Origin of the sequence: Pseudomonas sp. MWU16-30323 (genome assembly GCF_020515595.1) — a bacterium.
Classification (GTDB): domain Bacteria; phylum Pseudomonadota; class Gammaproteobacteria; order Pseudomonadales; family Pseudomonadaceae; genus Aquipseudomonas; species Aquipseudomonas yamanorum.
This window is the reverse complement of sequence record NZ_JAIWYM010000013.1, coordinates 127,327-140,019: the sequence shown is the minus strand read 5'-3', so window position 1 is coordinate 140,019 and position 12,693 is coordinate 127,327. Positions and strand designations below refer to the sequence as shown.

Genomic DNA, 12,693 nt, shown 5'->3' with positions numbered 1-12,693 from the left:
CGATCATGGGCGTTTTTGTGTGCAGCGCCTTAAGGCATCAAGGGCGATGCAAAATCGCCGAGCCCCAGGACAGGCCCACGCCAAAACCACTGATGGCGACGCGCTTCCAGGTGGAGTCGAGCATGTGCTTTTCCAGCAGCAGCGGAATACTCGAGGACACGGTGTTACCAGTCTCGACCATGTCCTTGATGAACTTGTCCACCGGTGCATCTTCGAAACGCCGGGCCACAGCGTCGACAATCGCCGCACTGCCCTGGTGAATGCAGAACGCGTCAATCTCGTCAGCCTTGAGGTCCGACTCGTTGAGCAGCTCGTGCAAATGGGCCGGCACCTTGAGCAAGGCAAAGTTGAACACCTGGCGGCCGTTCATGAAGAACACGCCATCGCTGACCTTCAAGTGCGGCGCACCGGAACCGTCAGTGCCGAACTTGGCCTTGCCCAACTGCCAGGGCGCGTCTTCGCCCATCCAGGTGGCCGTCGCGGCATCACCGAACAGCATGGTGGTGTTGCGGTCTTCCGGGTCGACAATCTTCGAGTACGGGTCGGCGGTCACCAGCAGGCCGTTTTTCAGGCCCGTGGCTTCCATGAAGCCCTTCATTGCATAGATGCCGTAGACATAGCCCGAGCAGCCCAGGGAAATATCAAAGGCTGCCACGTGCGTCGGCAGGCCCAGTTTGTCCTGGACGATGGCGGCGGTGTGAGGCAAGCCCTCTTCGTCGCCGTTCTGGGTGACGACGATCAGCGCATCGATGGATTCGCGCTTCAAATCGGGGTTGTTGGCAAACAAGGCGTTGACCGCCTCGACGCACAGATCGGAGGTTTCCTGTGCAGCATCCTTGCGCGGCAGGAACGCCGAACCGATCTTGCCAATGATGAATTCTTCATCCTTGGCGAATTTGGCACCCTGGGCGTAGTTATCGATCCCGTCTACCGGCACGTAACTGGCGATGCTTTTTATGCCAATCATTGTGGCTTCCCAATACTAAATAGCTGGAGAACACCCCGCGAGACACGTCGCCGGGTGCTGACAATAATGGGGATAACCCCGCAAAAAACTCGCCGAAAACCGCCTTTACACCTTGGCGGCAGGCCCTCGCAGAGACCTGGCGACGACCTATCCTTTTCACACGATACAGTGAAGATGCGCTTTATGACTCACAGGTCACTCAATTTTCTGCGCTTTGTGCGAAACACGGGGACATACAAGCGCCAAAAACCACAACGGCCCACCCCGTTTCCAGGGTGAGCCGCAGGTTTGCAGCCGCTCGAATCACATCTTGCTGAACAGGCTCAACTGGGAGATTTTCACGAACGCCAGTTGCGAGGCCTGCAGCATGGTCTGCTGCAAGGTCAGGTCGATGGCGGCCTGGCCCATATCAACGTTGGCCAGGGACGACATGGTGGAGGTGTTGGCCAGGCCCAGGCTGGTGTTTTCCGTGCTCTGGATATCCATCGCATTCTGGCGCGCACCAATGGAGCCACGTACCTGATCGATCTGCGCCGAAGCATTACCCAGGTTGCCAATGCTCGTGGCGACCACGTCCTTGAGGTTATTCAAGGCAACCTGATTGCCGTCTGCCGGAGTTTCCAGGGCCTTGCGCAATTGGCCCAGGGTGTCCAGGGCATTCATGTTCTTGTTGCTGGTGGCGCCGACCGAGAACTGGTCGCCGGCGCCTGGCGTGCCACTCACACCAAAAGTCAGGCCGGCCGTGGTGATCGACGTCGCCCCGGCAGCCATGGTGCCGGTGGCAATGGCCTTGCTATTGGCGGAATACGGCTGGGCGAACACCTGGTAATCGGTGCCACTGGTGAACTTGATCACCGCACCCGAGTTGGGAAAGGTGCTGGTATAGGCCGCCGAATCCGTGACCGTGCCACCCGTCAGTTGCGCAGTGGACGGATTGCTTGCCGTACGGGAAATACTGAAGCTGTCGGGCTTGGCTGCCAGGGAGAATTCCTTGCCCGCCACCAGCGCATCGGATGCCGGGCCGGACGCAACGTCTTTGCCCAGGTTCAGCCGGATGTCGAACGTGACGCCCCGCAGGCTGACGCTGGAGGAGCCTTCCTTGGTGGAGTCAAACGTACCGTTACCGGTGATCTCCGAGGTGACGTCGTTGCCGTCCTTGTCGGTCACGCTGTATTGGGTGCTGCTGGCGAAGGTCAGCTTGTACGGCTGGCCATCGGAAAAGCTGTTGGCAAACTTCGTGCTCGACGTGACCAGGCCCGCCGAGATCCCCACCGTGCCGTCGTTCACGGCAGGCGGCAGCAACGTGGCCTGGGTGCGACCGGTATTGGACGAGCTTTCCAGCAGCGCCTTGCCGGTATCACCCATGGAGATCGAAAGGTTGTTCGAAATCTGCAGGCTCAGGGGCGTCTCGTCACCCTGGTAGGTGTAGGTACCGTCATTGTTGCGGGTGTACGGCGGTGTATCGGTCTTGGCACCGGAGAACATGTAGTTGCCGCTGGAGTCCTTGGAGTTGAGCAAGCCCAGTACCTGGTCCTCAAGCGCGCCTACCTGGGCGGCAATCGCCTTGCGATCATCATCGCTCTTGGCGATGTTACCGGCCTGCTGCGCCAGGCCCTGGGCGGTTTGCAGTGCGTTATTGATGCTTTGCAGCACGCTCTCTTCGTTGGTCAGGGAGTTTTGCAGGGTGGTGATGTTGGTGTTGTATTGCCCCAACATGTCTTTCTGCTGCTGCAGCATCAGCAATTGGGCTGCGGCCACCGGGTCATCGGAGGCGGTTTGCACCCGGACGCCGGAACTCGCCTGGTCCTGGGCCTTCACCACACCGGAATAGTTGTCCTGGTATTTGGCGGAGCTGGTGTCGAAATACTGCTGTGTAGAAATACGCATCGTCCCAGACTCCCTTAAAGTGCGTTGATCAGTGTGCTGAAGGTTTCCTGCGCCGCCTTGATGATCTGCGACGACGCGGTGTAGTACTGCTGGAACTTGATCATGTCGCCCGCCTCTTCATCCAGGTTGACCTGGGACACCGAGTTGGCGGCCGCCTTGTTCGCCGTCAGCAGCGCACCGGTCGCGGTGCTGTCGGTATTGGCCTGGGCGGCCTTGGAACCCACTTGGGACACCAGGCGACTGTTGGCACTGACCAGGCTTACGCCGCCGTTGCCGTCCGTCACACCGACAGTTGCCGTGGTTTGCAGCGCCAGCAGCGACTGGGCGTTGCGGCCGTCGGAGGTGGCGCCACTGTTGAAGGAGAAGGTGGTGCTGTCGTTATTGGCCGGCGAGCCGCCAACGGTGGTGTCAAAACTGAAACTCTTGCCGGCGATCAAGGCACCCGTGGCGTCGCGCATCGGCACATTGATGGTGATCTTGTTGCCCTGGCCCGGAATGATGCTGCCGGTGCCGATCGGGTTACCCTGGGCGTCGCTGACCGTATACGGCTGGGTGCCGTCCGCGGCCTTATCGCCGAACACCATTTTCACCGGCATCGAGTTTTCGATCCCGGTGCGCAATTGGGCGGTATCGGCACCGCCATGAATATCCAGCGGCACCGTCAACTGCGGCGGCGTGAACGTGCCGGTGCCGCTGTTCTTGCCGGCAACACCCGCCAATGGGCCGGCGAACGCGAGTTTATTCGGGTCCGTCAGGTCGACGCCGATCCCGCTGGCGCCATTGCTGGTGGGGCTGACCTTGAAGCTGTCACCCGCCGCCATCGGCCCTTTGCCATCCAGCGCCAGGGTGAAACCGTCAATCACCGGCGGCGGCGTGGTGGTGGTGTCGAACGAACCCATGGCCTTGCCATCGGAACGCACCACGTTGTACTGGTTGCCGCTGGTAAACGTGACCTTGTAGTCGTAGGTGGTCAGCTTGCTGCTGTCGGCAATCGACACATTCAGGTTGCCGGAGCCAGCGCTGTTACCCGCGACCCCCTGGCTACGCTGGGAGATGGCGGCCGCACTGTTGATATCCGAGAACAGCGAAGAGCCGAAATCACCGTTCAGGTCCAGGCCCTGGCCTAACTGGTTGTTGACGGTATCGGCGGTGACGATGCCCAGCCGGCCCAAATCATTGATAGCCGGCATCAGCACATCACTGCGATAGCGCATCAGGCCGCCAATGCTGCCACCGCTGACCACCGAACCGATGTCCATGGAGGTGCTGCCCATGTTGATCTGAATGGTGTACTGGCTGCTGTCGTTCTTGCTCGGCACTGCGGAAAGGGTATTGGCAACATCGCCGTCTACCAGCGACTGGCCGGTGCCGGTGGTGATGTTGACCTGGCCGTCCTTTTCAGTGGCCGTGACACCGATCAGCTCATTGAGGGAGCGCACCGCTTCGTTGCGCGCATCCAGCAGGTTGGCGGGCGCGTTGCTCGTCGAGCCCTGAACCTGGGAAATCTGCTTGTTCAGGGATGCAATGGAGGAGGTCAGCTTGTTGACCTGATCACTCATGGTGCTCAACTGGCCGTTGATGCTTTCTTTCTGTTGGGTCAACTGCGAGGAAATCGCGTTGAACCGATTGCTCAGGGTCTGGGCACTGGTCACCAGCAATTGCCGGGCGGACACATCACTGGGCGTGGCCGCAGAAGCCTGCGCCGCCGCGAAAAAGGCGCTGAGCACGGCCGACATGCCGGTGCTTTTGTCCGACAGGGTCTTGTCGATTGCACTGGCCTGGCCCAGGTAGGCGTTGGCGTCGCTATTGAGGGCGGTGCTGTTCTGGTAAGCGGTGTTCAGGAAGTCGTTGTACACCCGGCGCACATCCGCCAGGGTCGTACCGGTGCCGATGAACACACCGCCGAACGCATTCGACGCACTGGCGTTCTGGGTGGTCTGCTGACGCGAGTATCCCGGGGTGTTGACGTTGGCGATGTTGTTACTTAAGACCGACAACGATCCTTGGGCGGCATTGAGCCCCGACATCCCGATATTGAGCAAACTCATGATTCAGACCTTATAAATGAGTGGAAGCGCCCGCGGCAGCGTAGTTCTGGTAGCTGTTCATCGTTTTTGCGATCTGCGAAATCTTGCTGGCGTAATCCGGGTCGGTTGCATAACCGGCTTTTTGCAACTCGCGCACAAACTGCTCCGGGTTGTCGGCTGATTTCACAACTTCTTTATAGCGATCATTGCTTTGCAGCAACGTCACCAAGTCATGGAAGCTGTCCTGGTAGGAGTCGTAGGAACGGAACTGCGCCGTCTCCTTGACCATCGCACCATTGCGAAACTCGCTGGTGATCGCCCGGGCCTGTTCGCCCTGCCAACTCTGGCCGGCCTTGATGCCGAACAGGTTGTGGCTGCTGGTGCCGTCTTCGGCACGCATCACCGATTTACCCCAGCCGGTTTCCAAAGCGGCCTGGGCCACCAGGTAGCGTGGGTCGATGCCAATCCGTGCGGCGGCCTGCTTGGCCATCGGCAACATGGTGGCGACAAATTCGTCCTGGGAGCTGAAGGCTTTTTTCGCGGGCGCCAGCGGCGGCTGGGCCACGGCGCGACCGTAAACCTGCATTTGCCCGCGAGGGGGCAGTGCAGCCAGGCTGCGGGCGGAACTGTTGACCACACCGTCATCGGCGGCGCTGTTACGCAGCGGCGCGGCCTTGGCGACAGTGGTGGTGGCATCGGCGCCCGGTACGATGCCGGCCAGCAGGCGATCCGTCAGCTTGCTCGGCAACGAGATGCGCCGCTGGTTCATCAGCGCCATGTCGTTGGCGTGGGAGTTAGTGCCTTCAGGCACCGCCACGCGGTACGCCCACAATGGCCGCTGACCATTGCTGCGACCCAGCGGGCCATCGGCCTGGGTACCGGCGGCAATTTCGGTCGGCACATCCACCTTCTTCGCCGGTGCGGCCGGGCCTTGCAAGGTGGCCGCCTGGGCGTCCACCGGCTTGTTCTTCTGCATCTGGCGCATCAGCACGTCTGCCAGGCCAATCCCACCGCCCTCACGAGACAGGGAGACCGCCAACTGCTGGTCGTACATTTCCTGGTACTGCTTGGCCGCCGGGGTATTCAGCGGGTTGTCCTTGCCCAGGGCTTCGGTGGCCGAGCGCATGGACTTGAGCATCTCGCCAAGAAACAGCGACTCGAACTCCTGCGCGACCTTGCGCATGTTGCCGTCGCTGTTCTTGTCGCCGACCTTCAACTGGTTCAGGCGGTTGAGGTCGGAGTAAGAACCCGAGTCCGCCGTGCTGCTCAGGCCGCTTTTGCGCATGTCCATGGCCATGGCGTCAGATCACAATCAGGTCGGCTTGCAAGGCGCCGGCCTGTTTCAATGCTTCGAGGATCGCCATCAAGTCGCCGGGCGCTGCGCCCACCTGATTCACCGCGCGGACAATCTCATCCAGGGTGGTACCGGGGCCGAACTTGAACATCGGCTTGGCTTCTTGCTGGGCATTCACCCGCGAACGGGGCACCACGGCGGTCTGGCCGTTGGACAACGGGCCAGGCTGGCTGACAATCGGGTCTTCGGTGATGGTCACGGTCAGGCTGCCGTGGGTTACGGCCGCCGGCGAAACCTTGACGTTCTGGCCGATCACGATGGTGCCGGTCCGCGAATTGATGATGACTTTCGCCACCGCCTGGCCCGGGTCAACCTCAAGGTTTTCCAGCAGAGACAGGTAGTCCACGCGCTGGCTTGGGTCCAACGGCGCGGTGACACGCACCGAGCCGCCGTCGATGGCCTGGGCCACGCCCGGGCCGAGCAGCTCGTTGATCTTGTCGACCACGCGCTTGGCGGTGGTGAAGTCGGAGCGGTTGAGGTTCAGGGTCAGGCTGTTGCCCTGGTTGAAACCGCTGGGCACCGTGCGTTCCACCGAGGCACCACCGGGAATCCGGCCGGCCGACGGCACGTTGACGGTGATCTTCGAACCGTCACGGCCTTCGGCGTCAAAGCCGCCCACCACCAGGTTGCCCTGGGCAATGGCGTAGACGTTGCCGTCGATACCTTTGAGCGGGGTCATCAACAAGGTGCCGCCCCGCAGGCTTTTCGAGTTGCCCATGGACGAAACGGTGATATCGACCACCTGCCCCGGCTTGGCAAACGGCGGCAAGTCAGCGCTGATGGACACCGCCGCGACGTTCTTCAACTGCACGTTGCCCGAACCCGCCGGCACCTTGATGCCGAACTGCGAGAGCATGTTGTTGAAGGTCTGCAGGGTGAACGGGGTCTGGGTGGTCTGGTCACCGGTGCCGTTAAGCCCCACCACCAGGCCGTAGCCGATCAACTGGTTGGACCGGACGCCGGAAATGCTCGCGATGTCTTTCAAGCGCTCAGCCTGGGCGCCTGCGCTCAGGGCCAGGAGCAACATCGTAGCCATCAGCTGTTTGAAGTTCAAAGTGATCACCTAGAAAGGGAACAGCGGGCTAAGGAAGAAACGGTCAAACCAGCCCGGCTGACTGGCGTCAGCAAACGAACCCGTACCCGAGTAGGTGATGCGTGCATCGGCAATCCGTGTCGACGACACGGTGTTGTCGGTGGAGATATCGTCGGCGCGAACCATGCCCGCAATGCGCACCAGTTCGTCACCGGTGTTGAGGGTCATCCACTTCTCGCCGCGTACGGCAATGATGCCGTTGGGCAGCACATCGGCCACGGTCACGGTGATCGAACCCGTCAGGCTGTTGCCCTGCCCCGCCGCACTTTTGCCGTTGGTGGCGCGGTCGCCGCTGTAGCCGGCGTTCAGGCTCAGGTCACCGCTGCCCAGCGGGTTGTTGGTGTTCGGTACACCGCCAAACAACGAGGTCAGACCGATGCTGGTCTTGCTGGTCTTGCCGATCTGCGAGTTGGCGTTCTTGCTCGCCTGGGTCTTCTCGTTCAGCGTGATGGTGATGATGTCCCCCACCCGGAAGGCCTTGCGGTCGCTGTACAGGTTCTGTTCGAAACCGGCCTGGTAGATCGAGCCATTGTTGGCGGCCGCCGGCAACGGCGTGCGCGGCAACACCGGCGCATAGTACGGATCATTGGGCTTTGGCGTCGGCGCGACACAGCCCGCCAGCGCAGCAATCCCACTCAATGCCAGAACAGAAACATAGCGATTCATGACCCATACCTCACGGTGTTGCAGGCGCCTTCAAGGGCGCCCCATAGACTTGATTACAGATTCTGCGTTACGAACGAAAGCATCTGGTCGGCGGTGGAAATCACCTTGGAGTTCATCTCGTAGGCGCGCTGAGTGGTGATCATGTTGACCATCTCTTCAACGGTGCTGACGTTGGACGTTTCCAGGGTGCTTTGCAGGGTGGTACCAAAACCGTTGAGGCCCGGGGTGCCGATTTGCGGCGCGCCGCTGGACGCGGTTTCCAGGAACAGGTTGTTACCAATCGCCTGCAGGCCGGCCGGGTTGATGAAGTCGGCGGTTTGCAGGTTGCCGATCACCTGGGAGGCCGGGTTGCCGGCCACGGTGATCGACACGGTGCCGTCGTTGCCGACGGTGAAGGTCTGGGCGTTGTTCGGCACCACAATCGCCGGCTCCAGGGCGAAACCGTTGGCGGTCACGACCTGGCCATTGGCGTCCAGGTGGAACGTGCCGTCGCGGGTGTAGGTGGTGGTGCCGTCCGGCTGCAGGATCTGGAAGAAACCCTTGCCGTTGACCGCCAGGTCCAGCGGCTGACCGGTTTGCTGCAAGTTACCGGCGCTGAAATTCTTCTGGGTGCCCACGATGGCCACACCAGTACCCAGTTGCAGGCCCGACGGCAGTTCGCTGTCTTGGGTCGACTGGGCGCCAGGCTGCTTCTTGATCTGATAGAGCAAGTCCTGGAACTCGGCGCGGTCACGTTTGAAACCCGTGGTCGACACGTTGGCCAGGTTGTTGGAGATGGTGGTCAGGTTGGTGTCCTGGGCGGACAAACCGGTTTTGGCAACGTACAGAGCCGGAAGCATGTTCTTCTCCTTCGTGCGCCTGTTTTATGGCGCCGCGCTACAAAAATTAGTGTGTGGCTGCTATCAGCTCATCGCCAGGACGCGGGTCATGGCCTGGTCGTCTTCTTTGGCGCTGTTCATCATCTTGATGTGCAATTCGAACTGCTTGGACAGAGCCAGTACCGCCGTCATTTCTTCAACGGCGTTCACGTTGCTCGCCTGCAGGAAGCCCGACGTCAGCTTGACGGTGGCGTCGGCCTGGGCCGGTTTGCCATCCTTGGTGTGGATGGTGCCGTCGAGGCCCTTGGTCATGTTCTTGAGGTCGGGCTGCACCAGCTTGATCCGGTCCACTTCAGCCATCACTCGCGGGCCTTCGCCCATGGCGCGGATGCTGATGGTGCCGTCCTGGCCGACTTCGATCTGCTGCTGGGGCGGCACGGCAATCGGGCCACCGTTGCCCATGATCGGCATCCCGTTGCCGGCCCGCAGTACGCCCAGCGCATCGACGTTCATGCTGGCGCTGCGCACGTAGGACTCGCCGCCATCCGGGTTTTGCACGGCCATCCAGCCGTCGCCGCTGACGGCCACGTCGAGGTCACGGCCGGTTTCAATCATCGCGCCGGGGGAAAAGTCCGTGCCTGGGCGCTCGGTCAAGGCAAAGGCCCGCGCCGGAAAGCTGTCACCGAACACCGGCATCGAGCGCGCCTGTTCCAGGTCACGTTGAAAACCATTGGTGGAAACGTTCGCCAAGTTGTTGGCGTGGGCCTTCTGCGCCAGTGCATTCTGGCTGGCGCCGGTCATTGCCACGTAAAGGTACTTATCCACGCTCTTTCCTCTTTCTGACGGACGCTTGCCGCCCACCGCTGTACTGATGAGGCTTAAGCAATTTGCGAACCAACTTTTGAAATTCGCCTGAAACCAAGGCGGGGCAAGGCTTTGCGCGAGTATCAAGACCTGACGGGTTTCCCACAGAGACGGAAAAACGGCGGGCTTATGCCGCTAGCGGCAAGCCACTCGCAGCACGTGAGGAAAAATCCGGGGGCGCGCATCTAACCCGCCCTACCGTATCCGGCGACAGTGGCGTCTGGTTATCCAGCCTACGAACAACCTAAATGGAGGCATCCACCAGCCGACATTGACGTTCCCCGAGGAGACTCTCGCAATGACCGCCCCTATCGTTCTGCCGCACATGCCCATTCAAACCACCATGCCCCCCACGCCGCAGGCGCCCGGTGCATCCTCCCCTGACGACGAGCAGGTTCACGGCAGTCAATTTTCCAACTCGGCGGCCCAAACGCCACGACTGGCGCCCCACCCCGAACTGGACAGCTACGTCCTGAACAACGCCCAGGCGCCAAAATCGGCAGCTCAGTTCACTGCAGAGATGGTCAAGAAACAGTTCAAGGAAAAATTCGGCCAAGACGTTGACCCCGATAATACGTACGTCGTCACCTTTGCCTATAACAAGCAGGGAAACGCCCCGCCCTACCCGGCGCAAATCATCAGCAAAACCTCACTGACCGAAGCGGCACAACGAAATCAGCAGTACACCGAAAAGACGGATGCCTTAACGGTCGAAAGAAGTGACACCGGCTACGACGCTCACATCAGCCTCAAGGCGCAAAAAAGCATCCCGATCTATAAAGCCTCGCCGCACCCAAGCCAATTCGCCGGCACAAACGAACACACAACACGCTTCCATCAAGGCATCTATACCGCGTCGGACTCATCGACTCCTGATCAGTACGATGCCGCCAACCGTATACCCGTGCCCGTGGCAGACTTCCAACAGCAAGTCTGGGACACCGCCTATGCATCGCCCTACCGCACTTACCTGAGCAGTTTTCTCGACGCCAAAAGCGAACTCACCTACAGGAACCTGTCCAAGATTGCATTCATCAACGCTGCCGAATCCCAGCACTTGGAACGAAGCCTTGATGACGATGATCTGGACCTGGCACGCCGCGTGGCAGACGTGGGCAGCACACCACGGCAAGAGCTGTCCCTCGGCCATGATATTTATGACCATTTGCCAGACCAGCAGGTGGATATCAAATTCCTGAGCATCAACGGCCGCGCTTCCACCGATATTTTCTATGCGATAGACAAAAAAACCTCGCGCACCCTGCTTTACATCCCCGGCAACTCTTCGCCTATCCACCCATTTGATACACCAACGGATATGCACAACTGGTTGAGCAAGCAGTTTTCCCTGCCCACGAGCAACGCGGCATTCACCCAGCATTTCAAAATGGAGGACCACTCAGAAATACAGCGGGTGATGCGTAACGTTGGCGACGGGTACCGCCGCTTCGGCGCCAATAACTGGTCCGAAGCACGGCACGATGAGTCGATTGTGCGTGGCGAAAAGATCTATACGGGCGACCCCTTCCATGAATCCAGCCTACGTATGAGAGCCCATGCCCTCGCCGACGTCGATCAACTGTTTGTCAGCAATAAACAGGTCACCGAAGGGCTGTTGCTCGAAGCGGCGAAAAACCTCGGCAATGGTCTGCTGATCCTCGGCGGGATCGCCGCCTCATTCATTCCAGGTCCCGTCGGAGCATTTGTGGCAACCATGTTCGCCACCCACGGCGCAATTGAAGTGGGTGAAGGCATCAAGGATGCGATAGACGGCAAACCCGGCGCGGCAAAGCGCATTGCCTTTGGCGCACTGAACGCGGTGCCGTTGGTCGGGCGAGGTATATTCAAAGCCGTCAAGGCAGCCAAGGGACCCGGCAAGTTGCCCGTGCCCAAGGCTCCCCCGACGATTCTCACGCCAGCGAGGGCCAACCCTTTCAGCAGCCGGCAACTGCAAAGAATCGACGGGCACGTAGCGCCTATCGAAAGCAAAATGTTCGCCATTGAAAAGACTCTGAAAGACAGCCCCAAAGAATTCTTCATCACCCACGATGCCAACCGGGCGCTCACGGCCTTGCGCCATGAACGGACAGCGTGGCAAAGCGGCGAGTTGCTTGCCAGCAGAAGAGCCCTCTCCAATTCGCCGCTCGCCACGGGCGTGAACGCACAGCGCGCGACACTGGAAAAAACCTCACAAAAAGCCATTGACGATCTCTTCAAGAAGCTCGAGATCAACCATGCAAATGCACACTACGACTTTGCAAGCGGGGTAGCAGGCGCGCAAAGAGGGCTGAAAAACGCTCCAACACCCGACGAACTCTTGCGATTGAAGGCTGTGCGAGATGCCACGGAACAGTCGGTATCCGACATCAAGCCCCATACCAGCTCGCTGTCGCGACCGGAGCCTGCCGCTCCGTCGCGTACGCCAGCGCCCGCCAATCAGCCCCCGGGGTTCGAGGAGCAGACATGGGTAAAAATCCATCGCCATGTCACCCAACTGGATGAGGCACGATACGTTCTTGATAGCGCGGGCAAAAACAACCCGGCGATAACACCCTTCACGCAAGAGCTTGTCGACGTCCGTACCGCTCTATTGGCCGAACGCAATGCCTGGCAAACCGACAAGATACTATCCGGCGCGGAAAAACTACCGGATGTACCGTCCACCCATCCAACACTATCAGCGCTTAGGGCGCGAACCGAAGCCGCAGCCAAGAAGCTGGTGAGCAAGATCGAATCTGCGTACGACGACGCCGGTGACGCCTTCAATAGGACGTTCAGTGACATCGTGAACAAATACAAGGCCCAGCAAACCGCCAAGGATCTGCTGATGAACAAAAGCTCCACGGCCTCGGCAGCGGAAATCGAGAACTTGAAAAACAACCTGTCCAACGCCACCCGAGCCCTTGAAGAACCACCGACGCAGGTCGGGTTCGAGCAGTTGGCAGACACGCGTACACACCTTAAAAACCTATTGGATGACCTGAAGCCTCTCACCCCATTCCAACCCACAGCTTGAG

At 60.1% G+C, this 12,693-nt stretch carries 9 protein-coding genes; 1 reads left to right on the top strand and 8 read right to left on the bottom strand.

The window, feature by feature from the left end; genetic code table 11:
• Positions 1 to 37: 37 nt before the first annotated feature.
• From LIY45_RS17315 to LIY45_RS17280, 8 genes are all read right to left on the bottom strand, one after another.
• The gene (locus tag LIY45_RS17315) at positions 38 to 967 is read right to left on the bottom strand and encodes a ketoacyl-ACP synthase III (RefSeq protein ID WP_017477447.1); all 930 of its coding nucleotides are present in this window, start codon (positions 965 to 967) and stop codon (positions 38 to 40) included.
• Between the two features lie 303 nt (positions 968 to 1,270).
• A complete protein-coding gene (locus LIY45_RS17310) occupies positions 1,271 to 2,854 on the bottom strand; it encodes a flagellar hook-associated protein 3 (protein ID WP_226477019.1) in 1,584 nt (527 codons plus the stop codon).
• 14 nt (positions 2,855 to 2,868) lie between these two features.
• Positions 2,869 to 4,902, bottom strand: a complete 2,034-nt coding sequence (gene flgK / locus LIY45_RS17305) for a flagellar hook-associated protein FlgK (protein WP_226477018.1) — start codon at positions 4,900 to 4,902, stop codon at positions 2,869 to 2,871.
• A gap of 10 nt (positions 4,903 to 4,912) precedes the next feature.
• On the bottom strand, positions 4,913 to 6,178 hold the full coding sequence (flgJ, locus tag LIY45_RS17300) for a flagellar assembly peptidoglycan hydrolase FlgJ (RefSeq protein WP_226477017.1): 1,266 nt from the start codon (positions 6,176 to 6,178) through the stop codon (positions 4,913 to 4,915).
• Positions 6,179 to 6,182: 4 nt separating this feature from the next.
• Positions 6,183 to 7,271, bottom strand: a complete 1,089-nt coding sequence (locus LIY45_RS17295) for a flagellar basal body P-ring protein FlgI (RefSeq protein WP_032868578.1) — start codon at positions 7,269 to 7,271, stop codon at positions 6,183 to 6,185.
• A gap of 27 nt (positions 7,272 to 7,298) precedes the next feature.
• Positions 7,299 to 7,994 carry a flagellar basal body L-ring protein FlgH gene (gene flgH / locus LIY45_RS17290; RefSeq protein ID WP_226477016.1) on the bottom strand — a complete coding sequence of 232 codons (696 nt, stop codon included), beginning with the start codon at positions 7,992 to 7,994 and terminating at the stop codon, positions 7,299 to 7,301.
• Between the two features lie 53 nt (positions 7,995 to 8,047).
• Complete coding sequence (gene flgG, locus LIY45_RS17285; RefSeq protein WP_017477441.1) at positions 8,048 to 8,833, bottom strand: flagellar basal-body rod protein FlgG; 786 nt, start codon at positions 8,831 to 8,833, stop codon at positions 8,048 to 8,050.
• A gap of 63 nt (positions 8,834 to 8,896) precedes the next feature.
• Entirely contained in the window at positions 8,897 to 9,637 is a 741-nt protein-coding gene (locus tag LIY45_RS17280) for a flagellar basal body rod protein FlgF (RefSeq protein ID WP_026077951.1), read from the bottom strand.
• Positions 9,638 to 9,974: 337 nt separating this feature from the next.
• Between LIY45_RS17280 and LIY45_RS17275 the strand changes: the two genes are divergently transcribed.
• Complete coding sequence (locus LIY45_RS17275) at positions 9,975 to 12,692, top strand: DUF6543 domain-containing protein (protein WP_226477015.1); 2,718 nt, start codon at positions 9,975 to 9,977, stop codon at positions 12,690 to 12,692.
• Position 12,693: the final 1 nt, after the last annotated feature.